This window comes from Pseudomonas sp. LB3P25 (genome assembly GCF_054897985.1).
On sequence record NZ_CM142711.1, the window covers coordinates 5945769 to 5971769 of the forward strand.

At 60.2% G+C, this 26001-nt stretch carries 24 protein-coding genes; 9 read left to right on the forward strand and 15 right to left on the reverse strand.

What is annotated here, in order from left to right; all coding sequences use genetic code 11:
• Positions 1-138: 138 nt before the first annotated feature.
• The 3 genes from ACYZTW_RS27345 to ACYZTW_RS27355 all read left to right on the forward strand — a co-directional run bounded on the left by ACYZTW_RS27345 (position 139) and on the right by ACYZTW_RS27355 (position 2009).
• A complete protein-coding gene (locus ACYZTW_RS27345) occupies positions 139-483 on the forward strand; it encodes a hypothetical protein (RefSeq protein ID WP_046048158.1) in 345 nt (114 codons plus the stop codon).
• Positions 484-757: 274 nt separating this feature from the next.
• Positions 758-1171 carry a DUF4398 domain-containing protein gene (locus ACYZTW_RS27350; protein WP_462002554.1) on the forward strand — a complete coding sequence of 138 codons (414 nt, stop codon included), beginning with the start codon at positions 758-760 and terminating at the stop codon, positions 1169-1171.
• Between the two features lie 49 nt (positions 1172-1220).
• Positions 1221-2009, forward strand: coding sequence for an OmpA family protein (locus ACYZTW_RS27355; RefSeq protein WP_462002555.1), 789 nt, complete (start codon positions 1221-1223; stop codon positions 2007-2009).
• 244 nt (positions 2010-2253) lie between these two features.
• Here the strand turns inward: ACYZTW_RS27355 and ACYZTW_RS27360 are convergent, their stop codons facing one another.
• From ACYZTW_RS27360 to ACYZTW_RS27430, 15 genes are all read right to left on the reverse strand, one after another.
• The gene (locus ACYZTW_RS27360; RefSeq protein ID WP_462002556.1) at positions 2254-2583 is read right to left on the reverse strand and encodes a hypothetical protein; all 330 of its coding nucleotides are present in this window, start codon (positions 2581-2583) and stop codon (positions 2254-2256) included.
• Entirely contained in the window at positions 2580-3494 is a 915-nt protein-coding gene (locus ACYZTW_RS27365) for an alpha/beta hydrolase (protein WP_462002557.1), read from the reverse strand. The genes ACYZTW_RS27360 and ACYZTW_RS27365 overlap by 4 nt, the downstream gene beginning before the upstream one ends.
• A 149-nt stretch (positions 3495-3643) precedes the next feature.
• Positions 3644-4921: a flavohemoglobin expression-modulating QEGLA motif protein gene (locus ACYZTW_RS27370; RefSeq protein ID WP_462002558.1), complete on the reverse strand. Its 1278-nt coding sequence runs from the start codon at positions 4919-4921 to the stop codon at positions 3644-3646.
• A 36-nt stretch (positions 4922-4957) separates the two neighbouring features.
• Entirely contained in the window at positions 4958-5512 is a 555-nt protein-coding gene (locus ACYZTW_RS27375) for a hypothetical protein (protein WP_462002559.1), read from the reverse strand.
• 163 nt (positions 5513-5675) lie between these two features.
• On the reverse strand, positions 5676-6380 hold the full coding sequence (locus tag ACYZTW_RS27380; protein ID WP_462005848.1) for a TetR/AcrR family transcriptional regulator: 705 nt from the start codon (positions 6378-6380) through the stop codon (positions 5676-5678).
• A 114-nt stretch (positions 6381-6494) separates the two neighbouring features.
• Positions 6495-7997 (reverse strand): lysine--tRNA ligase, encoded by a 1503-nt coding sequence (gene lysS / locus ACYZTW_RS27385; protein WP_283183170.1) that lies wholly within the window; start codon positions 7995-7997, stop codon positions 6495-6497.
• Between the two features lie 102 nt (positions 7998-8099).
• A protein-coding gene (gene prfB, locus ACYZTW_RS27390) for a peptide chain release factor 2 (RefSeq protein ID WP_140677704.1) occupies positions 8100-9195 on the reverse strand; the annotation gives its coding sequence in 2 pieces (ribosomal slippage) (positions 8100-9122 and positions 9124-9195; 1095 coding nt in all).
• 288 nt (positions 9196-9483) lie between these two features.
• Complete coding sequence (locus tag ACYZTW_RS27395) at positions 9484-10485, reverse strand: diguanylate cyclase domain-containing protein (RefSeq protein ID WP_462002560.1); 1002 nt, start codon at positions 10483-10485, stop codon at positions 9484-9486.
• A gap of 47 nt (positions 10486-10532) precedes the next feature.
• On the reverse strand, positions 10533-11543 hold the full coding sequence (gene cheB / locus ACYZTW_RS27400; protein ID WP_462002561.1) for a chemotaxis-specific protein-glutamate methyltransferase CheB: 1011 nt from the start codon (positions 11541-11543) through the stop codon (positions 10533-10535).
• Positions 11540-13825: a response regulator gene (locus tag ACYZTW_RS27405; protein ID WP_462002562.1), complete on the reverse strand. Its 2286-nt coding sequence runs from the start codon at positions 13823-13825 to the stop codon at positions 11540-11542. The genes cheB and ACYZTW_RS27405 overlap by 4 nt, the downstream gene beginning before the upstream one ends.
• Positions 13822-14505 (reverse strand): chemotaxis protein CheW, encoded by a 684-nt coding sequence (locus ACYZTW_RS27410; RefSeq protein ID WP_462002563.1) that lies wholly within the window; start codon positions 14503-14505, stop codon positions 13822-13824. The genes ACYZTW_RS27405 and ACYZTW_RS27410 overlap by 4 nt, the downstream gene beginning before the upstream one ends.
• Positions 14502-15773, reverse strand: a complete 1272-nt coding sequence (locus ACYZTW_RS27415) for a CheR family methyltransferase (RefSeq protein ID WP_462002564.1) — start codon at positions 15771-15773, stop codon at positions 14502-14504. Before ACYZTW_RS27415 ends, ACYZTW_RS27410 begins: the two co-directional genes overlap by 4 nt.
• Positions 15770-16306 (reverse strand): chemotaxis protein CheW, encoded by a 537-nt coding sequence (locus ACYZTW_RS27420; RefSeq protein WP_462002565.1) that lies wholly within the window; start codon positions 16304-16306, stop codon positions 15770-15772. The genes ACYZTW_RS27415 and ACYZTW_RS27420 overlap by 4 nt, the downstream gene beginning before the upstream one ends.
• On the reverse strand, positions 16306-17928 hold the full coding sequence (locus ACYZTW_RS27425) for a methyl-accepting chemotaxis protein (RefSeq protein WP_462002566.1): 1623 nt from the start codon (positions 17926-17928) through the stop codon (positions 16306-16308). The genes ACYZTW_RS27420 and ACYZTW_RS27425 overlap by 1 nt, the downstream gene beginning before the upstream one ends.
• 311 nt (positions 17929-18239) lie before the next feature.
• Positions 18240-18962: a tellurite resistance TerB family protein gene (locus ACYZTW_RS27430; protein WP_462002567.1), complete on the reverse strand. Its 723-nt coding sequence runs from the start codon at positions 18960-18962 to the stop codon at positions 18240-18242.
• Positions 18963-19149: 187 nt separating this feature from the next.
• Here ACYZTW_RS27430 and ACYZTW_RS27435 point away from each other — a divergent pair, with 187 nt between their 5' ends.
• The 6 genes from ACYZTW_RS27435 (at position 19150) to ACYZTW_RS27460 (ending at position 25958) form a co-directional block, all read left to right on the forward strand.
• Complete coding sequence (locus ACYZTW_RS27435; protein WP_008151654.1) at positions 19150-20064, forward strand: LysR family transcriptional regulator; 915 nt, start codon at positions 19150-19152, stop codon at positions 20062-20064.
• 100 nt (positions 20065-20164) lie between these two features.
• Positions 20165-21652, forward strand: coding sequence for a gamma-aminobutyraldehyde dehydrogenase (locus ACYZTW_RS27440; RefSeq protein WP_462002568.1), 1488 nt, complete (start codon positions 20165-20167; stop codon positions 21650-21652).
• A gap of 90 nt (positions 21653-21742) precedes the next feature.
• Positions 21743-22894, forward strand: coding sequence for a putative ABC transporter substrate-binding protein YdcS (gene ydcS, locus ACYZTW_RS27445; protein WP_462002569.1), 1152 nt, complete (start codon positions 21743-21745; stop codon positions 22892-22894).
• A 245-nt stretch (positions 22895-23139) separates the two neighbouring features.
• A complete protein-coding gene (locus tag ACYZTW_RS27450; RefSeq protein WP_462002570.1) occupies positions 23140-24177 on the forward strand; it encodes an ABC transporter ATP-binding protein in 1038 nt (345 codons plus the stop codon).
• Position 24178: 1 nt separating this feature from the next.
• Entirely contained in the window at positions 24179-25126 is a 948-nt protein-coding gene (locus ACYZTW_RS27455) for an ABC transporter permease (RefSeq protein ID WP_462002571.1), read from the forward strand.
• Entirely contained in the window at positions 25116-25958 is an 843-nt protein-coding gene (locus tag ACYZTW_RS27460; protein ID WP_046048179.1) for an ABC transporter permease, read from the forward strand. The genes ACYZTW_RS27455 and ACYZTW_RS27460 overlap by 11 nt, the downstream gene beginning before the upstream one ends.
• Positions 25959-26001: the final 43 nt, after the last annotated feature.

Below are 26001 nucleotides of genomic sequence, written 5' to 3' on the forward strand. Positions count from 1 at the left end.
CAGCGGCATTAGACGACGAAGGGACTTTAAACCTTGTGCGTTAAAGCTAGTCTGAAGAGTAAGCCGTACAACGGCTGTCGCCGGCCATTGCCGGACACTGACACTGCCTGCCACGAGCAGGTGCGCAATGAGGTCACTATGAAAATCCGCGAGCTTGCCCATCACTGGGAAGAAAACGCCAAGGGTCGCCTGACCGACACCGGATACTCGATTCATCTGGATGTGGAGGCCGCCGCACGGTTGGCGGCCATTATCGAGATGTACCCCAAACGGCAGCCCGAAGAACTGCTCGGCGAGCTGATCGGCGCCGCCCTGGAAGAGCTCGAAAAGAGCTTCCCGTATGTGAAGGGCTCGACCGTCGTGGCCACCGACGAAGAAGGTGATCCGCTGTACGAAGACGTCGGTCCGACTCCGCGTTTTCTCGCATTGTCCCGTCGTCATTTGCACGATTTGTCGGCCGTTGACGACAAACAGAAACACTGATTACCGCACTTCTTTCCCCCTCCAAAAATGCGTATTCCTGGCTCCCTACAGGGCCGGGAATACTGCTGCTTGCAGTAAGAATTCCCGGTTTAGAGCCCTGTCCGCCCGGTCAAAGTTTTTTCAGGCAATGGGCCATATTCTCTGAACTTTCGAAAAACGCCTCGGGTCACACCCATTAACCACGCCTGGGATGGCCGTTTCAAAACACCCCGGAAATTGAAGGTTGCGGCTCCATACCCAGGATGGATTTTTTAGTTTTTCAGGAGTTATTCCAATGGAGTTGAAGACCATGAAAACCCGAACTGCCAAATCCTCGTTCCCCCCTCTGCGTAGCCTGAAACTGGCAGCACTGGCCATCGGCAGCAGCCTCGTTCTGGCCGGTTGTGCCGGCAACCCGCCAAGCGAGCAATTCGCCGTGACGGAATCGGCGGTCAACAGCGCCGTCAGTGCCGGCGGTACCGAATTCGCAGCAGTGGAAATGAAGTCCGCCCAGGACAAGCTCAAACAAGCCGAAATCGCCATGCACGATAAAAAGTATGACGACGCCAAGATCCTGGCCGAACAGGCCGAGTGGGACGCTCGAGTGGCTGAACGCAAAGCCCAGGCGATGAAAGCCGAACAGGCTGTAAAGGACTCTCAGAAAGGGGTTCAGGAACTGCGTCAGGAAAGCCAGCGCACCGTGCAGTAACCGGCGCGGTACGACGTACTTCTTACTCGACTAAAAGGACGAAACCACCATGCGTAAACAATTGATGCTCCCTGCCCTGCTGGCCGCAAGCGTTGCACTGGCCGCCTGCTCCACGCCACCCAACGCGAACCTGGAACAGGCCCGTACCAACTACTCCGGCCTGCAAACCAACCCGCAAGCCAGCAAAGTCGCAGCACTGGAAACCAAAGAAGCCAGCGATTACCTGGACAAGGCCGACAAGGCTTACCAGGACAAAGAAGACCAGGCCAAGGTCGACCAACTGGCTTACCTGACCAATCAACGTGTTGAAGTGGCGAAGCAGACCATCGCCCTGCGCAACGCTGAAGCCAATCTGAAAAATGCTTCCGCGCAACGTGCCCAGGCTCGTCTGGATGCCCGCGACGCGCAGATCAAGCAATTGCAGGACAGCCTGAACGCCAAGCAGACCGATCGCGGAACCTTGGTGACGTTCGGTGATGTGTTGTTTGCCACTAACAAGGCCGAACTGAAGTCCAGCGGTCTGGTGAACATCAACAAACTGGCGCAGTTCCTTCAGGAAAACCCGGACCGTAAAGTGATTATCGAAGGCTATACCGACAGCACGGGTGCCGAGAACTACAACCAGTCGCTGTCCGAGCGTCGCGCGACGTCGGTGCAGGTGGCTCTGATCAAGATGGGTGTCGATCCAGCACGCATCGTGGCCCAAGGTTATGGCAAGGAATACCCGGTGGCCGAGAACAGCAGCGTCTCGGGCCGTGCAATGAACCGTCGGGTGGAAGTGACCATTTCCAACGACAACCAGCCGGTGATCCCGCGTTCGGCGGTCAGCTCGAACTGAGTTGAACCTGCTGTAACGCAAAAGCCCCGCCTGATCTGATCAGGCGGGGCTTTTTATGTTCGGCGATCACTCACCCCTGTGGGAGCGCCCTGTGGCGAGGGGATTTATCCCCGTTGGGCTGCGAAGCGGCCCCGGCATTTCAAAGTTAAACCGCGTTTACGACTGCTTCGCAGCCGAACGGGGATAAATCCCCTCGCCACAGGGCTCGCTCCCACAGTGGATCGTTGGTAAGCGCGGGATCGGGTTACTGCTCAAGCTTCTGCGGGGTTTCTTCGCCCATGCAGCGCACGGCTTTTTTCTTGTTGTTGACCAATACGCCGCTCAGGCCTTTCTGTTCGGTGTCGAACATCACCAGCACGCCATCGATGCACTGCGCGACTTGCGGGGCCGGCTCCAGGGAGACTTTGTAGTCTTCGCCCGGCACAGTCTTGAGCATGGTGAAGTCACTGAGCAGCAGCGCATCTTCGGGTTTGGCGAAGTGCAGGTAGCCGTAGAACCACAGGGCTCCGACAGTGCCGAGGATGCTGCAGATACCGGTGATGATCAGCGGGATGGCGTTACGTTCTTCACTCATTGCGGACTCTCTGGTGGTTCATCTTCAGAATTTTTCGGCGCCGGGTAATTCGGGACTTCACCCAGTCGGCGCAAACCGTTGAAATGCTGCGGGTCGTCGAGAAAACGCAGCATGACTTTGCGCCAGACCGGGTCGGCGAACGTCTGCACATGACCGCCACGGGTCAGTTGCAGCACCCGCGGCGGCGGCGCAGCTTGATACAGACGGATGCCGTTGGAAAGGGGCACGATCGGATCGTCGATGCTGTGGTAGATCAGTTTCGGTACGTCGCCCAGCTGCGCCATGGAATGGATCGCGCTGTCGCCGTCCGGCACCAGCCAGGACAGCGGCACCTGAAACAGCCAGGTCATCCAGGACTGGCTCAGGGCAAATTGACCGATACTGCGGTAGCTGGCGGGCACGCCGTCGAGGACGAAGGCCTTGAGTTGTTTTTGACGTTCAGGGTGCTGAACCAGATAGTGCACGGCCATCGAACCACCGAGGCTTTGGCCCAGGAGGATCAGCGGCTTGCCCTTGACCTCCGGCGCCTGATCGAGCCATTTGAACGCGGCGTCGATGTCCTGATAGATCTCCGGCAGCGTCGGCTCACCCTCGGACAGACCGTAGCCGCGATAGTCCAGCAGCAGCACTTGATACCCTTCTTTGGGCAACCACCAGCTCCCCCCAAGATGCATGGGCAGATTGCCGCCGTTACCGTGCAGATGCAGCACCGTGCCTTTGACCTCGACACCTTGTTTGGCCGGCAACCACCAGCCGTGCAGTTTGAGGCCATCGGCGGTGGTCAGGGTGACGTCGCGGTATTCAAGATGTGCTTTTTCAGGGGTGAATAACTGGCCGGGCTCGGGGTAGAACAGCAGGGAACTGCAACCGCTCAAGGTCAGGAGAAGGCAGAAGAAACCGAGGATTCTCATCCGATGAAACCTCGTGAAAGTAATGGCTGGAATACGCATCAATTGTGGGAGCGAGCCTGCTCGCGAAAGCGGTGTGTCAGCCAACAGGAGTGCTGAATGTTAAACCGCATTCGCGAGCAGGCTCGCTCCCACAATGAATCTCACTGGACCTAAAGGATATTGGAGTAATCCGCTTCGATCCGATCCAGGCTCAAGTGATTGAGGAAGTTGGAGAAGCACATCCACGCCGACAGCGCGTTCAGGTCACGGAACTGATCCGGCAAATACTTCGGTGGCACCACCAGCCCTTCATCCACCAACTGGCGCAAGGTCCGCATGTCTTCCAGCGTGGTCTTGCCGCAGAACAGCAGCGGTATCTGCTCAAGCTTGCCTTTACGCACGGCCAACTGAATGTAGTTGTAAACCATGATAAAGCCCTTGAGGTAGGACAAGTCTTTGGTAAATGGCAGACCTGTCGGCACCGAGCCACGGAAAACCCGACTGGCGTTGCCGTAGCTTTCCGCCATTTCAAAACCTTGCTCGCGGAAGAATTCAAAGATCTGCAGGAAGTCCGCGCCCTCTTCCACCATGTGAATGGCGCGGGTGCGGTTGGTCAGTTTGCGCAGGCGACTCGGGTACGAGGCGAAAGTGATGATTTCCATCAGGATCGCCAGGCCTTCCTGAGTGACCGTCGACGACGGCGGGCCTTTGGAGAGGAAGGTGCAGATCGGCTGGTTCAGACCATTGAGCGTGGTCCCCACATGCACCAGCCCTTCGTGGACTTCCAGGGCGCGCACGTCACGGTCGTTGAACATCGCGTCGGCGCGGATCTTGATGTAGTCGGCACCGGCCGCCGCATCGGCGACGATCCCGTCGGACTCGAACACCCGAATGGTTTCTTCGGCCTCGCCAAACACCTTGTTCAACCGGTGTTGCAGCAGGCTGACGGCTTCTTTGGCGGTGAGGATTTTCGGTTCGTCCTTCAGATCGCCACGGCCATCGATATTGTTCAGGTAATCGGAGAGCATCAGGCCCAGGTCGGAAAGGGTCGGATCGCCGGCGTGGAACGCGTCGGAAGCAGCACCGTAAAGTTCCTGTGAAATCAGCCCGAAATCCTCGGTGCCGCGCGCTTCGAGCATGCGCACCACCATGCGGTATTCCTTGCACATGCGGCGCATGATCTGGCCAACCGGGTTGAACTGTCCGAGCTGACGGGTGATGTCGCGCTCGATGTTCTGGAATTCCAGCTTCACCTTGCTGGAGTCGAACGCCAGCGGCCGGTTCAGGTAGTAATCGCGGTCCACCGCTGGCATTTCCTTGCCCTTGGCCTTGAGGAAACCCTTGCGGATGTTGTCGTCCCACTTCACCGCATCGAGGACGCGAATCGGCGTCTGCGCCAGCACAATGCGATCGGACAAAATGCGTATCGACTGCTGGTAATCGTCCACCCGAAACTCCTGTAGAAAAACCGTTACATGCTGGGTTTATTTGGTTTTGGCCAGGCGCTGATAGCGCACCGCTTCGACGAACACATCGGAATTGGCCGGGTCGTCGAGGTAGGCGAAGACCTGGTCCAGGCTGTTGTTGATCAACACGCCGTCGCCGTCGTCGGTCTGAAAGCCTTCGCCGTTGAGGACTTTTTGGCTCAGGGCCTGGTTGATCTGCTCGAGGTCGAGGTTGTAGACCACCAGTTCATGTTTATCGGTCAGTTCAAAACCGAAGAGAGTGAAGTGCCCACCGAACTGCGCCGGCACCTTCGCCGACAGGTACCAGCGACTGCCATGGCGGGTCACCGTGAAGGGATAGGCTTCACGCTCCTTGGGTTTAGCCTTGAAGTAGCTGACCGCCTGATAGTGATTGTCGCCCAGGCGTGTCAGTTCCAGATTCAGCGGTTCGCCCCAGGCATTGGTGCTGGTCCATTTGCCGAGCAACCCTTTAGGCACGGGCTCGCTCGAGGGCAACGGCTCCTTGAAGGTCACCAGACAGCCACTGAGCAGCAGGAACGACAAGGCGATCACAACGACACGCCAGGCTTTCATTCAACACTCCCTATGAACACACGCGGACCTCAAGTGAACACCGCCCCCTGTGGGAGCGAGCCTGCTCGCGATGGCGGAGTGTCAGGCAACAGAGATGTTGAATGTCAGACCGTATTCGCGAGCAGGCTCGCTCCCACAGGGGTTCAACGTATACTCCTGAGGGTTACACCGACGCCAAGACCAAATGCATGTAGCGGGTCAAGATGCCGAGCATTTCGGCTTCGGCGACAGGCTCGGCGTTGTTGAGCAGGCCCTGATATTCCATCCGTCCGATAATCGCCGTCAACACTTTGGCATCCTGTTGTGGCTCGCGGGAACCCAACACCTCAAAAAAATGGCAGGTGCCTTGCAGAAGAATTTGCTGATGCGAGCGCACCAACATCGCCAGGCGCGGGTTCAACAGGGCCTCCTGACGGAACGCCTGCTCGGCCATCAAGTGTTCGCGACGGTTGTGCAATTGGCGCTGCACATAATCGGCGGTCAGGCGTGCGATATCGTCAGCCAGCTGTGAACGGGACTCGGGGCTGCCATCGCCATAAGCCACCATTTCGCGCAGCAGGCCTTCGTTGTTGGCCCACAGCTTGGCCATGAACGCCGCGCTGCGTTCCACGTATTGGGCAAAGGTATCGGTGAGCAGGTCATCGATGTCCTTGAAATAGTAAGTGGTGGCCGACAGCGGCACACCGGCCTCGGCGGCCACCGCGCGGTGACGCACGGCCCGCACGCCATCGCGCACGACAATGCGCATCGCCGCATCGAGAATGTCCTGTCGACGCTGCTCACTGCCCTGTCGGCTGGCCTTGCGGCCCTGGTACTGAACACTTTCAGCGACCGCAGTGGCGACGTCCGCTGCACCCTCTTGAGCAATTGCACGGTTCACGACAGGTATTCCTCTCTTACTTCAAAAGTAACCAATTGATACGTTTGTACCAGACAGGCAATAAAAAGCCGCCTGTTTTAGGCGGCTTTTTTATTGAAACACTTACGCTTGCGGCCGCATGTGCGGGAACAGGATCACGTCGCGGATCGACGGGGAGTTGGTCAGCAGCATCACCAGACGGTCGATGCCGATACCTTCACCGGCGGTTGGCGGCATGCCGTACTCCAGCGCGCGAACGAAGTCGGCGTCGTAGTGCATGGCTTCGTCGTCACCGGCATCCTTGTCGGCCACCTGAGCCATGAAGCGCTCGGCCTGGTCTTCCGCGTCGTTCAACTCGGAGTAGGCGTTGGCGATTTCGCGGCCACCGATGAATAGTTCGAAACGGTCGGTGACGTTCGGGTTGTCGTCGTTACGACGGGCCAGCGGCGACACTTCGAACGGGTATTGAGTGATGAAGTGCGGCTGCTCCAGCTTATGCTCTACCAGCTCTTCGAAAATCATCACCTGCAATTTGCCCAGACCTTCGAAGCCCAGCACCTTGGCGCCGGCCTTCTTGGCGATGGCGCGGGCCTTGTCGATGTCGGTCAGGTCGTCAGCGGTCAGCTCAGGGTTGTACTTGAGGATCGAGTCGAACACCGACAGACGCACGAACGGTTCGCCGAAGTGGAACACTTTGTCGCCGTAAGGCACGTCGGTGCTGCCCAGAACCAGCTGAGCCAGCTCGCGGAACAGTTCTTCGGTCAGGTCCATGTTGTCTTCGTAGTCGGCGTAAGCCTGGTAGAACTCCAACATGGTGAATTCAGGGTTGTGACGAGTCGAAACGCCTTCGTTACGGAAGTTGCGGTTGATCTCGAACACCTTTTCAAAACCACCGACCACCAGACGCTTGAGGTACAGCTCCGGCGCGATGCGCAGGTACATGTCCATGTCCAGGGCGTTGTGGTGTGTTTCGAACGGCTTGGCCGCTGCACCGCCTGGAATGGTTTGCAGCATCGGTGTTTCGACTTCCAGGAAGTCTCGTTTCATCAGGAAGCTGCGGATGTGCGCGATGACTTGCGAACGAACGCGGAAAGTCTGGCGCACGTCTTCGTTGACGATCAGGTCAACGTAACGCTGACGATAACGGGATTCGGTGTCGGTCAGGCCGTGGTGCTTGTCCGGCAGCGGGCGCAGGGATTTGGTCAGCAGGCGTACGCTGGTCATTTCGACGTACAGGTCGCCCTTGCCGGAACGCGCCAGGGTGCCTTCGGCGGCAATGATGTCGCCCAGGTCCCAGGTTTTCACCGCGGCCAGGGTTTCTTCGGACAGGGTTTTACGGTTGACGTAAACCTGGATGCGCCCGGACATGTCCTGGATCACCATGAACGAGCCACGGTTGAGCATGAGACGACCGGCAACCTTGACCGGGATTGCAGCCTCTGCCAGCTCTTCCTTGGTCTTGTCCGCGTACTGTTTCTGCAAGTCTTCGCAGTAGTTGTCGCGGCGGAAGTCGTTCGGGAAGGCATTGCCCTTGGCGCGCTCGGCAGCCAGCTTTTCCTTGCGCAGGGCGATCAGGGAGTTTTCTTCCTGTTGCAGGGCTTGCGGGTCGAGTTCTAGGTCGCTCATGTCTTTAAAAATTCCATCACAGGTTCGTTGCCCCTGCCTGACGGCAGGGTTCGCGGGCAAGCCTCGCTCCTACAGGGGCATGACACCCCTGTAGCGCGTGCCTTAGAGCCCTTGTTTCAAGCTCGCCACCAGGTATTCGTCGATGTCGCCGTCGAGCACCTTGTCGCAGTCACTGCGTTCGACGTTAGTACGCAAATCCTTGATTCGCGACTGGTCGAGCACGTAAGAGCGGATCTGGTGACCCCAGCCGATGTCCGACTTGGTGTCTTCCAGAGCCTGGGAGGCGGCGTTGCGTTTCTGCACTTCCTGCTCGTACAAGCGCGCCCGCAACATTTTCATCGCGGTGTCTTTGTTGGCGTGCTGGGAGCGTTCGTTCTGGCAGCTGACCACGGTGTTGGTCGGTACGTGCGTAATACGGACGGCCGAGTCGGTGGTGTTTACGTGCTGACCACCGGCACCGGAGGAGCGGTAGGTGTCGATGCGCAGGTCCGACGGGTTGATGTCGATTTCGATGTTGTCATCGATTTCCGGCGACACGAACACGGCCGAGAACGAGGTGTGACGGCGATTACCGGAGTCGTACGGGCTCTTGCGCACCAGACGGTGCACACCGATTTCGGTACGTAACCAGCCAAAGGCGTATTCACCCTTGATATGGATTGTGGCGCCCTTGATACCGGCGACTTCACCGGCCGACAGTTCCATGATGGTCGCGTCGAAACCGCGTTTGTCAGCCCAGCGCAGGTACATGCGCAGCAGGATGTTGGCCCAGTCCTGAGCCTCGGTACCGCCGGAGCCGGCCTGAATATCCAGGTAGGCGTTGTTGGCGTCCATCTCACCGCTGAACATGCGACGGAATTCGAGTTTTTCCAGGGACTCGCGCAGACGCTCGACTTCGGCAGCGACGTCATCGACGGCGGCCTGGTCTTCTTCTTCGGCGGACATCAGCAGCAGGTCTTTGGCGTCGGCCAGGCCTGTGTGCATTTCGTCGAGGGTTTCGACGATCTGAGCCAGCAGGGACCGCTCGCGGCCCAGTTCCTGAGCGTACGTCGGGTTGTTCCAGACATTCGGATCTTCAAGCTCGCGATTGACTTCAGTCAGACGCTCATGCTTTTGATCGTAGTCAAAGATACCCCCGAATAGTTTCGGAGCGCTCGGACAGGTCCTTGATACTGTTAAGGATCGGGTTGATTTCCATGGCGGGCAGCACTCGTTGGCGAACTTTTGAAAGCCGGCGAGTATAACGTAATCAGGCTGTCACGGCAGCCCGCCTGGCGGCTTTAGCGGCGAATGGATTTCGCTAAACGGCGAACACTTGTAGCAGCTGCCGAGCCCGCGAGGCTGCGTTCGGCTGCGAAGCAGTCGTAAAACCGGACAACGCAGTCATTCAGACAAACCGCGTGTACAGGGTTGGCGAGGACTTCGTCCTCGAACGCAGCCTCGCAGGCTCGGCAGCTGCTACAACAATGCATCGTGTTTCGGCGGGTTACTCAATCCCAACCTGATTACGCCCATTGTTCTTCGCCAGATACAGCCCCTTGTCCGCCGCCGAGATCAATTGACGGCAATCGCCGCCCGGTTGCGGGGTCATGGTCGACAGGCCGATGCTGATGGTCAGGCTTGAACCTTCGGCCGGAAAAACGTGCGGGATCTTCAGCGCCGCCACGGTCTGGCGGAGTTTTTCCGCCACCAGTCGCGCGCCGCCCGGCGAAGTATTGGGCAGCACCAGGACGAATTCTTCGCCGCCATAACGGGCCGGCAGGTCCGAAGGCCGGGCGCTGGCGTCACGAATCGCCGTGGCCACTTTGCGCAAGGCTTCATCGCCTTCAAGGTGGCCGAAGCTGTCGTTGTAGGACTTGAAGTAGTCGACATCGATCATCAGCAGCGACAGTTGACTCTGGTCACGCAGCGAACGGCGCCACTCAAGCTCCAGGTATTCGTCGAAATGCCGGCGGTTCGACAGCCCGGTCAGGCCGTCGGAGTTCATCAAGCGTTGCAGCACCAGGTTGGTGTCGAGCAACTGCTGCTGGCTGACCCGCAACGCGCGGTAAGCGGCGTCACGCTGCAGCAACGTCATGTAGGAACGCGAGTGATAGCGGATACGCGCCACCAGTTCGATGTTGTCCGGCAACTTGACCAGGTAATCATTGGCCCCGGCCGCAAACGCCGCGCTCTTGATGAGCGGGTCTTCCTTGGTCGACAGGACAATGATCGGGATGTCCCTGGTCGCCGGATGGTTGCGGTACTCGCGCACCAGCGTCAAACCGTCGAGACCGGGCATCACCAGGTCCTGGAGGATCACCGTCGGCTTGATACGGATCGCCTGGGCGATGGCCTGGTGCGGGTCGGCGCAGAAGTGGAAGTCGATGTTGTCTTCGTTCGACAACCCGCGGCGCACCGCCTCGCCGATCATCGCCTGATCGTCCACCAACAACACCATCGCGGCGTTTTCGTCGGTTTTGAAGTCGTCGAGCTGTAAATCATTCATGGGCAGTCACCTGAGTACTACTTGGGCCAGATTGCTGTGAAAAGCCTTCATTTGGGGAAAATCTCCAGCAATCGTGGCGCTATCTTTTCCAGTGGGCGAATTTCCACCGCCGCGTCGATGGCCGCTGCCGCCTTCGGCATTCCGTACACCGCACTGCTGTTCTGATCCTGAGCGATGGTCAGGTAGCCCTGTTGGCGCATGAGTTTAAGCCCCTGTGCGCCATCGCGTCCCATGCCGGTGAGCAAAACCCCCACGGCATCGCCGTTCCAGTAATTGGCCACGCTCTCGAAGAACACATCGATCGAGGGCCGGTAGATCTCGTTGACCGGTTCGGCGGTGTAGGCCAGCGTACCGTTTTTCAACAAGCGAATATGGTGATTGGTACCCGCCAGCAACACCGTGCCGGCCTGCGGAGGCTCGCCTTCCTGGGCCAGGCGCACGTTCAGGCCGCTGGCGCTGCTGAGCCATTCGGCCATGCCGGCGGCGAACACCTGGTCAACATGCTGCACCAGCACGATGGCGGCCGAAAAATCTCGCGGCAACCCCTTGAGTAATACTTCCAGCGCGGCCGGCCCACCGGCGGATGAGCCAATGGCGATCAGGCGCTGGCGCGAAGCCGAACTGCGCAGCGGGCTCGGTGCCGATCGCTCCCGATTGCTCTTGTCACCAATCAACCAGCCAATGTTCAGAATCTTGCGCAGCAAGGGCGCCGCTGCCTCTTGAGCATTGCCGGCACCGATGGCCGGCGTATCGACCACATCCAGCGCTCCGTGGCCCATGGCCTCGAACACCCGATGCACGTTCTGCTGGCGGTCGACCGTGACGATAACGATCGCACACGGCGTATCGGCCATGATCCGCCGGGTTGCCTCCACGCCATCCATCACCGGCATGATCAGGTCCATCAGGATCAGATCCGGCGTGTATTCAGCGCAACGCTGCACCGCCTCGGCCCCATTACTGGCGACCCAGACCACCTCGTGCGCCGGATCGAACGCCAGGGCGCGGCGCAGGGCCTCCACCGCCATGGGCATGTCGTTGACGATTGCGATTTTCATGCACGCGCTCCTCCAATGAGCTCAACCACCGCGTCAAGCAGGGCGTCGTCATGAAAACTGGCTTTGGCTAGATAATAGTCCGCTCCAGCGTCCAGTCCACGACGACGGTCCTCTTCACGATCCTTGTAAGACACCACCATAACTGGAAGGGATTGCAGGCGATTGTCCCGGCGCAATAAAGACACCAGTTCGATGCCATCCATGCGCGGCATATCAATGTCGGTGATCAGCAGATCGAAATCCTCCGAACGCAAGGCGTTCCAGCCGTCCATACCGTCCACCGCCACCGCCACGTCGTAGCCGCGATTGAGTAACAACTTGCGTTGCAGCTCACGCACAGTCAGCGAATCGTCGACCACCAGAATCCGTTTTCGAGCGGCTTCAACCGCTTGGTTGCCCTGACGGGCAATGCGCTCAAGACGCCCGGTATTGAGCAGTTTGTCCACCGAACGCAGCATGTCTTCGACGTCGACGATCAACACCACCGAACCGTCGTCGAGCAGGGCCCCGGCGGAAATGTCCTGCACCTTGCCCAGACGCTCGTCCAGCGGCAAAACGACCAACGTCCGCTCGCCGATAAAGCGCTCGACCGCCACGCCGTAAATCGCCTCGCGCTCGCGAATCACCACCACATTGAGCGTTTGCTGACTGTTCTGGCTCGCCGGACGCTGCAATAGTTGACTGGCCGCGACCAGCCCGACATGCCGGCCTTCGTGCCAGAAGTGCTGGCGGCCTTCGACCTGAACGATGTCCGCCGGCTCCAGATCGCACATCCGTTCGATGTGGGCCAGCGGGAAGGCATACGCCTCGTCACCGACTTCCACCACCAGACTGCGCACCACCGACAGGGTCAGCGGCACTTCGAGATGGAAGCGACTGCCCTCGCCCGCCGCCTGCTCCAGCACGACCGCGCCGCGCAACTGGCGAACCATGTGTTGAACCGCATCCAGACCGACGCCGCGCCCGGAGACTTCGGTGACCGTGTCGCGCAGGCTGAAACCCGGCAGGAACAGGAACGTCAGCAGTTCCTCTTCACTCAACTGCGCGGCGGTTTCGGCGGGGGACAATTGGCGTTCGATGATGCTGCGGCGGACCTTTTCCAGATCGACGCCATTGCCGTCATCGCTCAGCTCCAGCACCAACAGACCGGCCTGATGGGACGCGCGCAACCGGATCAGGCCTTCAGCGGGTTTTCCCGCCAATAGCCGTTGCTCCGGGGATTCGATGCCGTGATCCACGGCATTGCGCAGCAGGTGAGTCAGCGGCGCTTCAAGCTTCTCCAGCACGTCACGATCGACCTGGGTTTTCTCGCCCTCGATCTCCAGTCGCACCTGTTTGCCAAGGTTGCGGCCGAGGTCGCGGACCATGCGCTCTTGCCCGGTCAACACATCGGCAAATGGCCGCATGCGGCAGGCCAGCGCGGTGTCGTACAACACTTGCGCCCGTTGACTGGCCTGCCAGGCGAACTCATCCAGTTCGGCGTTCTTTTCCACCAGCAATTGCTGAGACTCAGCCAGTAGCCGACGAGCGTCATCAAGGGCTTCTTGTGCTTCCAGACTCAAGGCATGTTCCTTGAGGTGGACATTGAGGTTTTCCAGTGCCCGCAGGCCGTTGTTCTGCATGCGCTTGAGACGTTGCAGGCTGGCCAGGTGCGGTTTGAGCCGCAGGGTTTCCACCAGGGATTTGCTCGACAGATCGAGCAGGCTGTTCAAGCGTTCGGCCGTGACGCGTAATACGCGCTCGCCATTTTCGGTGGTGCGTTTAGTCTTGGGCGATGGCTCGGCGGGCGCTGCCGGGGGGGCTTCGGTGGCGGCCGGCATGGGCGGCTCAACCTTGGGCGTCGGCGGTTCCAGCTGAAGTTCTGCCATCGGCGGCGCGGTGGGGGCGGCCGCCATGTGTTCAAGCAGCCGTCCCATCAAGACGACGTAAGCTTCGATATCCGCAGGCGCCGGAGCGTTGCCCGGCGTCGCAATTCGCATCAACAGATCGGTGCCTTGCAACAGTGCATCAATGTATTCGGGCCGCAGGTACAGGCGCCCTTCCTGGGCGCTGACCAGGTAATCTTCCATCACATGGGCGACGCTGACCCCGGCATCGACCCCGACAATCCGCGCCGCGCCCTTGAGCGAGTGGGCCGCGCGCATGCACGATTCGAGGTAATCGGCCTGGGTCGGATCGCGCTCGAGCGCCAGCAGGCCGGCGCTTAGCACCAAGGTCTGGGCCTCGGCTTCCAGACTGAACAGTTCCAGCAAAGAGGCGTCGCGCATTTGCTCGGGGGTCATGTGAGGCTCCGGGTCACGGCGAACAACAGCTGTTCTTCATCCAGCCAACGCAGGCTGCGACCTTTGAATTGCAACACGCCACGGGTGTATTTGGCGCTGGCCTGCGTGCCGGAGCGGGACGCCGCCTCGAGGATGCGTTCGTCGATGGCGTGAATCCCGTCCACTTCATCCACCGGCACCACCACCGGCCCACCGTGGGCGGCGATGATCAGCATCCGCGGCATGACCCGCGCACCGGACGCCACGCTGCTGGCGCCGTCGAGCCCCAGCAGCTCCACCAGCGACAGGCACGCCACCAACGCGCCGCGCACATTCGCCACACCGAGCAAGGCCCGGGAGCGTTGGTGCGGCAAGGAATGAATCGCTTGCAGCGGCGCCACCTCCACCAGACTGCGAGTGGCCAGGCCCAGCCATTCTTCACCGAGGCGAAACATCAACAGCGAGCGGGTTTTTACGTCGCTCTCGACCGCCGTGGAGACTTGCCCGCGGTCTTCCTGCTGCAGCGCGTAGCGGTCAAGCAAGCGCGTCGCGGCGGCTGAATACACCGCGCAATTGCGGCAGTGAATGTGATCGCTCAGCAGCGGGCAGGACTTGTCGCCGTGGATACCGATGCGGTTCCAGCAGTCGTCGATGGCCTGGGCATCTTCATGGGTGAGGCTAAAGGTGTCGGCGGCGTTCATCGTTTACGCTCACTGTCAGCGGCGCGCTCGCTGCGGGCGGCGCGGTCCTGCAATCGTCTGGCTCCCGCCGTGTCGCCCAAGGATTGCAGCAACGCCGCCAGGTGCATCAACGCGTCGGGATGTTGCGGTTCGAGGTACAAGGCCTTGCGATAAAAACCCTGAGCCTCCAGGACTCTGCCGGCGACATCGCTGAGCAAGCCCAGCCAGTAAAAGACCTGGGCCACGGGCTCGTGACTGCGCAAATAGCTATCGCACGCGGCGCGGGCCTCGGCGCTTTTGCCTTCGTTGGCCAGCGCGGCGATGTTCGCCAGCAGGGCGGCGGCGTCCGGGTTGGCGACTTTTGTCACGACCGGTAGCGGCGCCACCGTTGCGAAGGGCCGGCTGCGAACGGGCGGCGGGGTCACGCTGCGCACCGGTTGGCGCACGGGCAGAGGCGTCGGAACGAACGTCGCAACGGGCGCAGGCTCTGGTGCGCTTTGACGACTGAACGCAAAGGATTGCGGAATGCCGATCGAACGCATGCCGAAACGGCCGAGCAAACTGCCCTCGGCCGGGCCGATAAACAGCACGCCCTCCACATGGGTCAGGCGCTTGAGCACTTCGAACACTTGCTGCTGGGTCGGTAGATCGAAATAGATCAGCAGGTTGCGGCAAAACACAAAGTCATAAGGCGGCTCGTTGGCCAGTAACGTCGGATCCAGCATATTGCCGACCTGCAAACGCACTTGTTCAAGCACTCGCCCGCTGAGGCGATAGCCCTCATCTTCGACGGTGAAATGCCGGTCGCGAAAGTCGATGTCCTGGCCACGGAACGAATTCTTGCCGTACAGCGCACGCCGGGCTTTTTCCACCGACAACGGGCTGACGTCCATGCCTTCGACCTTGAACTGGTGCGGCTGTAACCCGGCATCGAGCAATGCCATGGCGATGGAATACGGTTCTTCACCGGTGGAACACGGCAGGCTGAGAATCCGCAGCGCGCGCATATTGTTGATGTCGGCCAAGCGTTTGGCGGCCAGTTTCGCCAGGGTGGCGAAGGATTCCGGGTAACGGAAAAACCAGGTCTCGGGGACAATCACCGCTTCGATCAGCGCCTGCTGCTCGTCTCGGGAACCCTGCAAGGTGTGCCAGTACTCATCGGCCGTCAGCGCCTTGGACGCCGTGCTGCGTTGACGCACCGCACGCTCGATGATCGCCGAGCCCACCGACGTCACGTCGAGACCGATGCGCTCTTTGAGGAAGTCGAAAAACCGCTGATCGCTGCTCATGGCCGCTCCTCAAACAGCGCCAGGTCCCGCGGCGGCGACGGAAACAGCAGCGCGCGAACCTGATCATCGAGTAAGTCGGCGACCCGCACCCATTGCAGCAAACCCTGGGCATCTTCGCGCACCGGCCCGAGGTACGGCGCCTGGCGATTGTCCAGGCCATAGGGCTGAAAATCCGCCGGGTTGCAGCGCAAGGTATCGGTGGCCTGTTCCAGAGTCAGCCCGAGCAATTGCGCCTCAGCGGTTTCATCCGGGCGGTAATTGACCAGGACCAGGCGCGTGCTGGTGCGGGCCTGGGCCGGTTGGCCAAACGTCAGCGCACTGAGGTCGATCACCGGCACCACCGCGCCGCGGTAGGCGAACACCCCGGCGACCCAGTCCGGCGCGCGGGGAATCGGCTTCAACGGCAGACGCGGCAGCACTTCCGCCACCTCGATGGCCTGCAAGGCATAGCGCTCGTTGCCGATGCGGAACACTAGAAACAATGATTGCAGCGCCGGCTTCACAGCGATGCGTTTGGCCGTGGGTTCACTCATCAGACTTTGAATCGCGAGACGCCGCCCCGCAGCCCCACGGCCACCTGGCTCAGTTCGTCGATGGCGAAACTGGCCTGGCGCAGGGACTCGACGGTCTGGCTGCTGGCATCGCCCAACTGCACCAGCGCGTGGTTGATCTGTTCGGCCCCCGTGGCCTGAGCCTGCATGCCTTCGTTGACCATCAACACCCGCGGCGCCAGCGCCTGAACCTGATGGATGATCTGCGACAGCTGCTCGCCGACCTGCTGCACCTCGGACATGCCGCGGCGTACTTCTTCGGAGAACTTGTCCATGCCCATGACCCCGGCCGACACCGCCGACTGGATCTCGCGCACCATCTGCTCGATGTCGTACGTGGCAACGGCGGTCTGGTCCGCCAGACGCCGCACTTCGGTGGCGACCACGGCAAAGCCGCGGCCGTATTCACCGGCCTTTTCGGCCTCGATGGCGGCGTTGAGGGATAACAGATTGGTCTGGTCGGCGACCTTGACGATGGTCACCACCACCTGGTTGATGTTGCCGGCCTTCTCATTGAGGATCGCCAGTTTGGCGTTGACCAGATCGGCCGCGCCCATCACCGAGTGCATGGTCTCTTCCATCCGCGCCAGCCCTTGCTGCCCGGACCCGGCGAGCACCGAGGCCTGATCGGCGGCGGTGGAGACTTCAGTCATGGTGCGCACCAGATCTCGCGAAGTGGCCGCAATCTCACGGGACGTCGCGCCAATTTCGGTGGTGGTGGCGGCGGTTTCGGTAGCGGTCGCTTGTTGTTGCTTGGAGGTCGCGGCGATCTCGGTCACCGAGGTGGTGACCTGCACCGACGAGCGCTGGGCCTGGGACACCAGGGACGTCAGCTCGGCCATCATGTCGTTGAAGCCGGTTTCCACGGCGCCGAATTCGTCCTTGCGCGCAAGGTTCAGGCGGTTGCTGAGATCACCGGTGCGCATGACGTCGAGAATTTCGACGATACGGTTCATCGGCGCCATGATCGCGCGCATCAGCAGCAGGCCGCAGAGGCCGGCGGCCAGGACCGCGACCAGCAGGGAAATGCCCATGATGGTTTTCGCGGTGTCCACGGCGTCATCGATGTTCGCGATCTCCTTGTCGGCCAGCGTTTTATTTTCGCGGATGATGTCATTGAGCTTCACTCGACCCGCGGTCCAGGCCGGGGTCAGTTGCTCGTGAAACATCTTGATGGCTTCGGCTTCCTGGTTGCGCTTATGCAAATCGACCACGGCAGCCAGGACCTGGTTGTAATTCTCATGGAGTTTTTCAAAAACGGCGTACTCGACCTTGTCTTCATCCGTGGTGACCGTGCCTTGGTAGTTCCTCATCTGCTCTTGCAGACGCACCTCGAAGTTCTTGAAGCTTTCGGCCTCTTCCGCGCTGAAGCCCTGCCCCGCCTTGGAGCCCAGCATTTCCTGGGTCCGAACATAAGTATCGACCCAGGCGCTGCGAACCATCGAGCTGTAATACAACCCAGGAAGCGCGTCTTCACGAACGCTGGCTTCACTGGTTTCGATGTTCAACAGCCGCGAATACGAGACGACGACCATCAGCAACATGATGGCGATAATCACCGCAAAGCTCGCCAAGATGCGTTGGCGCAACGTCCAGTTCTTCACAGTCAGTCCTCGGGTGCGGTTGAAATGTTGCGGAGTATAGCTGAGGGCTGTGTTTCATTTATAAGACTGTTGCCAGGGGTGAATCGGAAGAAACGGGTCGTGGAATGACAATAAAATCTGTGGCGCTGCTGAAAATGCCATCGCGAGCAGGCTCGCTCCCACACTCGACCGAGTTGTCCAAACGGACACGATCTATGTGGGAGCGAGCCTGCTCGCGAAGAACGATGACGCGGTTTAACTGACTGAACACCTACTCCGGTGGATCGAGGTTACCCAGAGCCCTCTCGGAACGCGCTTTTTTTAAACCACGCTTAGATAGAAGCCTGACGCACCTGTTTCTCCAGCTCAGCCTTCAACCCCGGCTCAAGCTTCAGCTGACGCGCCAGCTCATCCAGGTAGGACTTCTCCATGAAGCTCTCTTCATCCACCAACATCACACTGGCGATGTACATCTCCGCAGCCATTTCCGGCGTGCTGGCGGCACGGGCAACGTCAGCCGGGTCCAGCGGTTTGTTGAGTTCGGCGTGTAGCCAGTGCTGCAATTCCTGATCGTTATCGAGCTTGGTGAATTCACCTTCGATCAGCGCACGTTCGCGCTCATCGACATGGCCATCAGCTTTAGCGGCGGCCACTAACGCTTTGAGAATCGCCTGGCTGTGCTGCTCGACTTGCTCCGCCGGCAAACGATCAAGCGTTTGCGGTTCGGTCTTCGGCGCAGTGCCCTGCTGGGCCTGCCAGTTGCCATACGCCTTGTAGGCAATCACGCCCAACGCGGCGAGGCCGCCGTAAGTCAGGACCTTACCGCCGACACTGCGCCCTTTCTTGCTGCCCAGCAGCAAACCCATGGCACCCGCTGCCAACGCCCCGCCGCCTGCGCCCGAAAGCAAACTGCCGAGGCCGCCCGAGCCACCGCTGCCGCCGAGCAATCCGCCCAAGCCACCGCCAGAGGTCTTGTTTTGTGAGCCACCGGTCTTGTTCTGCAACATGTCCTGACCGGACTTGAGTAGCTGATCGAGCAATCCACGCGTGTTCATTTTGCCGCCTCCGAAAAAGGGGTTAACCGGATCAATAAGGCCACCAGCCTAGATCGAAAGTGCCCGGCATCCGGGGGCGAGAGTGCTTCGAGATGTTGCGTAGCGCTGTTCAGCTGACCAAGGCCCTTCAGATAAATCGATATACACTCAAGCAAATCTATAAAAACCGCCCACCGGGTACTTTCCCATGATGACCTTGCGTCAGATCCGTCATTTCATTGCCGTGGCCGAGACCGGCTCAATCTCCGCCGCGGCACAAACCGCGTTCATTTCTCAGTCCACCTTGACCCTGGCCATCCAGCAACTGGAGCAGGAAATCGGCGTCGGCCTGTTCAACCGTCACGCCAAGGGCATGACGCTGACCCACCAGGGCCACCAATTCCTGCGCCAGGCGCACCTGATTCTGGCGACGGTGGACAACGCCAAACGCAGCCTGCAACAGAGCACCGATCAAGTCGCCGGGCAGTTGATCATCGGCGTGACCAGCTTGGTGGCCGGTTATTACCTCGCAGATTTGCTCACCCGTTTTCAGCGTGCCTATCCCAATGTCGAGATCCGCGTGATGGAAGACGAGCGGCCATACATCGAGCATTTGCTGGTCAGCGGCGAGATCGATGTCGGCGTGCTGATTCTCTCCAACCTCGAAGACCGCCACGCCTTGCAGACCGAAGTGCTAACCCACTCGCCCCATCGGTTATGGCTGCCGGCGCAGCATCCGCTGCTGGAACACGACAGCATCAACCTCGCCGACGTGGCCCGTGAGCCGTTGATTCAGCTGAACGTCGATGAAATGGACCGCAACGCCCAACGCATGTGGACAGCGGCCTCCCTACAACCACGCATCACCTTAAGAACGGCCTCGACCGAAGCTGTGCGAAGCCTCGTTGCCGCAGGTTTGGGCGTGTCGATCCAGCCAGACATGACTTACCGCCCGTGGTCACTGGAGGGCGACATCATCGAAGCGCGCCCGATTGCCGACCTTAGCCAAACCCTCGACGTCGGCCTGGCCTGGCGTCGCGGCACGGCCCGCCCGGCGTTGGTGGACCCGTTCCTGACCGTCGCCCGCGAGCAACCCCACGGCGGGCGCAAGCCATCTATTTAATCGAACGCCACCTTCAGTATTTAGAATTTGTCGACCTCGGGTGCGGCGCCTAGTCTTGGTACATCTATAAGACGGCCGCGCCCCAGTCACAGGGAGCAACATGGCCACACAAGAAAAGAGAACCCGAAAAATGGCTGGCGCGCAGACCCCGTTGTTCACCGCGTTGTTGATCGATGGCGAATTGGTCGCGGGCCAGGGCTTTGTTGAACCGATCCTCAACCCGGCCACCGGTGAAGTGCTGACCCACATCGCCGAAGCCAGCACCGAGCAAGTCGAAGCCGCCATTCTCGCCGCTCACCGCGCCTTTGCCAGTTGGTCGCGGACCACGCCACAACAACGCTCGAACCTGCTGCTGGACATCGCCAACGCCATCGAAAAACAAGCCGACCTCCTCGCCCGTCTCGAATCCTTGAACTGTGGCAAGCCGTTGCACCTGGCCCGTCAGGATGACTTGAGCGCCACGGTCGATGTGTTCCGTTTTTTCGCCGGCGCCGTGCGCTGCCAGACCGGCCAGCTCAGCGGCGAATACCTGCCGGGTTACACCAGCATGGTCCGCCGCGATCCGATTGGCGTGGTGGCGTCGATTGCGCCGTGGAACTACCCGATCATGATGGCCGCGTGGAAAATCGCCCCGGCCCTGGCCGCCGGCAACACGCTGGTGTTCAAACCGTCCGAACACACGCCGCTGTCGATTCTGGCCCTGGCGCCAGCGCTAGCCGAGATCCTGCCGCGCGGTGTGATCAACATCATTTGCGGTGGCGGTGAAGGCGTCGGTAGCCATTTGGTCAGTCATCCTAAAGTGCGGATGGTTTCGTTGACCGGCGATATCGTCACCGGGCAAAAAATCCTTCAGGCCGCAGCGAAAACGCTGAAGCGCACTCACCTCGAACTTGGCGGCAAAGCGCCGGTGATTGTCTGCAACGATGCGGATATTCAGGCGGTCGTCGATGGCGTGCGTACTTACGGCTATTACAACGCCGGCCAGGATTGCACCGCCGCCTGCCGAATTTATGCACAAGCCGGGATTCATGATCGCTTGGTGGCCGAACTCGGTGCCGCGGTCAGCAGCCTGCGCTTTGCCGGCAAGCGCGACGCCGACAACGAGATCGGCCCGCTGATCAGCACCCGCCAACGCGACCGCGTGGCCAGTTTCGTCGAGCGCGCCCTTGGCCAGCCGCATATTGAGCGGGTGACCGGCGCGGCGGTGCATTCCGGTGCCGGCTTCTATTACCAGCCAACGTTGCTGGCCGGTTGCAAGCAGAGCGATGAAATCGTCCAGCGCGAAGTGTTCGGGCCAGTGGTCACCGTGACCCGTTTCGATCAGCTCGAACAAGCCGTGGACTGGGCCAACGACTCGGAATACGGCCTCGCTTCGTCGGTCTGGACCCAGAACCTGGACAAGGCGATGCAGGTCGCGGCGCGCTTGCAGTACGGCTGCACCTGGATCAACAGCCATTTCATGCTGGTCAGCGAAATGCCCCACGGTGGCCTGAAGCGTTCGGGCTACGGCAAAGACTTGTCCAGCGATTCGCTTCAGGACTACAGCGTGGTGCGGCACATCATGGCCCGCCACGGACAGCATTTGTAAAAGCGCACTACGCTAACAATTAGCCGTAAAGGCATTGGCTTCACCACGTTCAAAACTGCCCCGACCATAATTAAAGAAGAGGGAAACCCCATGTTCGTGCACAAGACCACACTGCTCAGTGCAATCACCACAGCGCTGCTGGCCAGTGCCAGTATCCAGGCCGCCGAACCGCTGAAAACCGTCGGTGCCGGCGAAGGTCAACTGGATATTGTGGCCTGGCCTGGCTACATCGAACGTGGCGAAAGCGACAAGGCCTACGACTGGGTGACCGGTTTCGAGAAGGAAACCGGCTGCAAGGTCAATGTGAAAACCGCCGCCACTTCCGATGAAATGGTCAGCCTGATGGCCAAGGGTGGTTACGACCTGGTGACCGCGTCCGGCGACGCCTCCCTGCGACTGATCGTCGGCAAGCGTGTGCAGCCGATCAACACGGCGTTGATCCCGAACTGGAAGAACATTGACCCTCGTCTCAAGGATGGCCAGTGGTACGTCGTCAATAAACAAACCTATGGCACCCCGTACCAATGGGGCCCGAACGTGTTGATGTACAACACCAATATCTTCAAAACAGCCCCGGACAGCTGGAGTGTGGTGTTCGAAGAGCAAACCCTGCCGGACGGCAAGTCCAACAAGGGCCGGGTCCAGGCCTATGACGGCCCGATCTATATCGCCGATGCGGCGCTTTATCTCAAATCGAAACAGCCGGAACTGGGCATCAAAGACCCGTACCAGCTCAACGAAGCGCAATACAAAGCCGCGCTGGATCTACTTCGTAAGCAACAGCCCTTGATCCACCGCTACTGGCATGACGCAACGGTCCAGATGAGTGACGTCAAAAACGAAGGCGTCGCGGCGTCCAGCACTTGGGGCTACATGGTCAACGGGCTGGTGGCGGACAAGCAGCCGGTTGCCTCGGTCATTCCAAAAGAAGGTGCAACGGGTTGGGCCGACACCACCATGCTCCACGCGGAAGCCAAGCACCCCAATTGCGCTTACAAGTGGATGGACTGGTCGCTGCAACCGAAAGTCCAGGGTGACCTGGCGGCATGGTTCGGTTCGCTGCCGTCGGTTCCGGCAGGGTGCAAAGAGAGCGAATTGCTAGGCGCCGAGGGTTGCAAAACCAACGGTTACGATCAATTCGACAACCTGGCCTTCTGGAAAACCCCACAGGCCGAAGGCGGCAAGTTCGTGCCTTACAGCCGCTGGACCCAAGATTACATCGCGATTATGGGCGGCAGATAACGCTCAGGAACAACTCGATCGGCTCCCTTTCCCCCTCTCCCCCGTGGGGAGAGGGCTGGGGTGAGGGGTGGCCTTTGACTCCGCCTCGATTCTTGGGAATGGCCGACACAGCGACCCTCACCCCCCGCCCTCTCCCGGAGGGAGAGGGAGCTAAAAGCCGACCGAGTACGCCGCAACGATTCAGATTTTTCAGAAGTCCAGGCAGGGCCGCTGTGAGAACCCTCGCCTTTTTGGAGCACCGTACCATGACGCTTGCAGTCCAGTTCACCAACGTTTCCCGTCAGTTCGGCGAAGTGAAGGCCGTTGACCGGGTTTCCATCGATATCCAGGACGGCGAGTTCTTTTCCATGCTGGGCCCTTCCGGTTCGGGCAAAACCACCTGTCTGCGCCTGATCGCCGGTTTCGAACAACCGAGCGCTGGCTCTATCCGTATTCACGGCTTCGAGGCCGCCGGGCTGCCGCCGTATCAGCGTGACGTGAACACCGTGTTCCAGGATTACGCACTGTTCCCGCACATGAACGTACTCGACAACGTCGCCTACGGTTTGAAGGTCAAAGGCGTCGGCAAGTCCGAACGCCAGAAACGTGCCGAAGAAGCTCTCGACATGGTCGCCCTCGGCGGCTACGGCGAGCGTAAACCGGTGCAACTGTCCGGTGGCCAGCGCCAGCGTGTGGCCCTGGCCCGCGCCCTGGTCAATCGCCCGCGCGTGCTGCTGCTCGATGAACCGTTGGGCGCTCTCGATTTAAAACTGCGCGAGCAAATGCAGGGCGAGCTGAAGAAGCTGCAACGCCAGCTCGGCATCACCTTCATCTTCGTCACCCACGACCAGACCGAAGCGCTGTCGATGTCGGATCGTGTGGCGGTGTTCAACAAGGGGCGCATCGAGCAGGTCGACACCCCGCGCAACCTGTACATGAAACCGGCTACAACCTTTGTGGCGGAATTCGTCGGCACCTCCAACGTGATTCGCGGCGATCTGGCGAAACAATTGAGCGGCAATCCACAGCCGTTTTCGATTCGCCCGGAACACGTGCGTTTCGCCGAAGGGCCGCTGGCCAGCCATGAAATCGAAGTCAGCGGCTTGCTCCATGACATTCAGTACCAGGGCAGCGCCACCCGCTATGAAGTGAAACTGGAAAACGGCCAGACCCTGAACATCAGCCAGGCCAACGTGCAGTGGCTGGACGTCAGCGCGCAACATCAGACCGGGCAACGCATCAGCGCGCGCTGGGCGCGGGAAGCGATGATCCCGCTGCACGACAACGTTGTCGGCGGGGTGTGAGATGAACAGCGTGGCTATCCCTCAAACCCCGGCCGGCGGCTCGCCGTTGCGCAGGTTTTCCAACCTGCTGTATCGCCGGCCGAACCTGTACCTGTCGATGCTGCTGGTACCGCCGCTGCTGTGGTTCGGCGCGATCTACCTCGGTTCACTGCTGGTTCTGCTGTGGCAAGGCTTCTACACCTTCGATGACTTCACCATGGCGGTCACGCCCGAGCTGACCCTGGCGAACTTCGCAGCGCTGTTCCAGCCGTCGAACTTCGACATCATCCTGCGCACTTTGAGCATGGCCGTCGTCGTGTCGATCGCCAGCGCCGTGGTCGCGTTCCCGATTGCCTACTACATGGCGCGCTACACCACCGGCAAAACCAAGGCGTTTTTCTACATCGCGGTGATGATGCCGATGTGGGCCAGTTACATCGTCAAGGCGTATGCCTGGACCTTGCTGCTGGCCAAGGGCGGCGTGGCGCAGTGGTTCGTCCAGCACTTGGGACTGGAGCCGGTTTTGCAGTTCATTCTGGGCATTCCGGGCGTCGGCGGCAGCACCTTGTCGACCTCGCACCTGGGCCGTTTCATGGTGTTCGTCTACATCTGGCTGCCGTTCATGATCCTGCCGATTCAGGCCTCGCTGGAACGTCTGCCACCCTCGTTGCTGCAAGCCTCGGCCGACCTCGGCGCCAAGCCACGCCAGACCTTCATGCAAGTGACGCTTCCGCTGTCGATTCCGGGCATCGCGGCCGGTTCGATCTTCACCTTTTCGCTGACCCTGGGTGACTTCATCGTGCCGCAACTGGTGGGCCCGCCGGGCTACTTCATCGGCAGCATGGTGTACGCCCAGCAAGGCGCGATCGGCAACATGCCGATGGCCGCGGCCTTCACGTTGGTGCCGATTGTGTTGATCGCCATTTACCTGACTATCGTGAAACGACTGGGGGCCTTCGATGCGCTCTGATGCAAAAAAACAAAGGCCAGAAACGCACGGGGAAAAAGCCTCACTCGGCCTGCGCATCGCAGCCTGGGGCGGGTTGGTGTTTCTGCACTTCCCGATCCTGATCATCTTCCTGTACGCCTTCAACACCGAAGACGCGGCGTTCAGTTTTCCGCCCAAGGGCTTCACCCTGAAGTGGATCGGCGTGGCGTTCTCGCGTCCCGACGTGCTGGAAGCGATCAAGCTGTCGCTGCAAATCGCCTCCGTCGCGACGTTGATTGCATTGGTCCTCGGCACCCTTGCGTCGGCGGCCTTGTACCGGCGGGATTTCTTCGGCAAGCAAGGTATCTCGCTGATGCTGATCCTGCCGATTGCCTTGCCGGGGATCATCACCGGCATCGCGTTGCTGGCGACGTTCAAGACGCTGGGGATCGAACCGGGGATGTTCACCATCATCGTCGGTCACGCGACCTTCTGCGTGGTGATTGTCTACAACAACGTCATCGCCCGGTTGCGCCGCACTTCGCACAGTTTGATCGAGGCTTCGATGGACCTCGGCGCCGACGGCTGGCAGACCTTCCGTTACATCGTCCTGCCGAACCTCGGCTCGGCGTTGCTGGCCGGCGGCATGTTGGCGTTTGCCCTGTCGTTCGACGAAATCATCGTCACCACCTTCACCGCCGGCCATGAACGCACCCTGCCGCTGTGGCTGCTCAACCAGCTCAGCCGCCCACGGGACGTGCCGGTGACCAACGTCGTCGCGATGCTGGTGATGATGGTGACCATGCTGCCGATCCTCGGCGCCTATTACCTGACCCGTGGTGGCGAAAGCGTTGCGGGCAGTGGTGGGAAATAACCGAATAACTGTAGGAACCGAATCCATTGTGGGAGTGAGCCTG

Bases quoted from the DNA above. Each gene is read 5' to 3' on its own strand.
- ACYZTW_RS27345 (WP_046048158.1), top strand. From the start codon at position 139: ATGAAAATCCGCGAGCTTGCCCATCACTGGGAAGAAAACGCCAAGGGT.
- ACYZTW_RS27350 (WP_462002554.1), top strand. From the start codon at position 758: ATGGAGTTGAAGACCATGAAAACCCGAACTGCCAAATCCTCGTTCCCC.
- ACYZTW_RS27355 (WP_462002555.1), top strand. From the start codon at position 1,221: ATGCGTAAACAATTGATGCTCCCTGCCCTGCTGGCCGCAAGCGTTGCA.
- ACYZTW_RS27360 (WP_462002556.1), bottom strand. From the start codon at position 2,583: ATGAGTGAAGAACGTAACGCCATCCCGCTGATCATCACCGGTATCTGC.
- ACYZTW_RS27365 (WP_462002557.1), bottom strand. From the start codon at position 3,494: ATGAGAATCCTCGGTTTCTTCTGCCTTCTCCTGACCTTGAGCGGTTGC.
- ACYZTW_RS27375 (WP_462002559.1), bottom strand. From the start codon at position 5,512: ATGAAAGCCTGGCGTGTCGTTGTGATCGCCTTGTCGTTCCTGCTGCTC.
- lysS (WP_283183170.1), bottom strand. From the start codon at position 7,997: ATGAGCGACCTAGAACTCGACCCGCAAGCCCTGCAACAGGAAGAAAAC.
- ACYZTW_RS27395 (WP_462002560.1), bottom strand. From the start codon at position 10,485: ATGAATGATTTACAGCTCGACGACTTCAAAACCGACGAAAACGCCGCG.
- cheB (WP_462002561.1), bottom strand. From the start codon at position 11,543: ATGAAAATCGCAATCGTCAACGACATGCCCATGGCGGTGGAGGCCCTG.
- ACYZTW_RS27405 (WP_462002562.1), bottom strand. From the start codon at position 13,825: ATGACCCCCGAGCAAATGCGCGACGCCTCTTTGCTGGAACTGTTCAGT.
- ACYZTW_RS27410 (WP_462002563.1), bottom strand. From the start codon at position 14,505: ATGAACGCCGCCGACACCTTTAGCCTCACCCATGAAGATGCCCAGGCC.
- ACYZTW_RS27415 (WP_462002564.1), bottom strand. From the start codon at position 15,773: ATGAGCAGCGATCAGCGGTTTTTCGACTTCCTCAAAGAGCGCATCGGT.
- ACYZTW_RS27420 (WP_462002565.1), bottom strand. From the start codon at position 16,306: ATGAGTGAACCCACGGCCAAACGCATCGCTGTGAAGCCGGCGCTGCAA.
- ACYZTW_RS27430 (WP_462002567.1), bottom strand. From the start codon at position 18,962: ATGAACACGCGTGGATTGCTCGATCAGCTACTCAAGTCCGGTCAGGAC.
- ACYZTW_RS27435 (WP_008151654.1), top strand. From the start codon at position 19,150: ATGATGACCTTGCGTCAGATCCGTCATTTCATTGCCGTGGCCGAGACC.
- ACYZTW_RS27440 (WP_462002568.1), top strand. From the start codon at position 20,165: ATGGCCACACAAGAAAAGAGAACCCGAAAAATGGCTGGCGCGCAGACC.
- ydcS (WP_462002569.1), top strand. From the start codon at position 21,743: ATGTTCGTGCACAAGACCACACTGCTCAGTGCAATCACCACAGCGCTG.
- ACYZTW_RS27450 (WP_462002570.1), top strand. From the start codon at position 23,140: ATGACGCTTGCAGTCCAGTTCACCAACGTTTCCCGTCAGTTCGGCGAA.
- ACYZTW_RS27455 (WP_462002571.1), top strand. From the start codon at position 24,179: ATGAACAGCGTGGCTATCCCTCAAACCCCGGCCGGCGGCTCGCCGTTG.
- ACYZTW_RS27460 (WP_046048179.1), top strand. From the start codon at position 25,116: ATGCGCTCTGATGCAAAAAAACAAAGGCCAGAAACGCACGGGGAAAAA.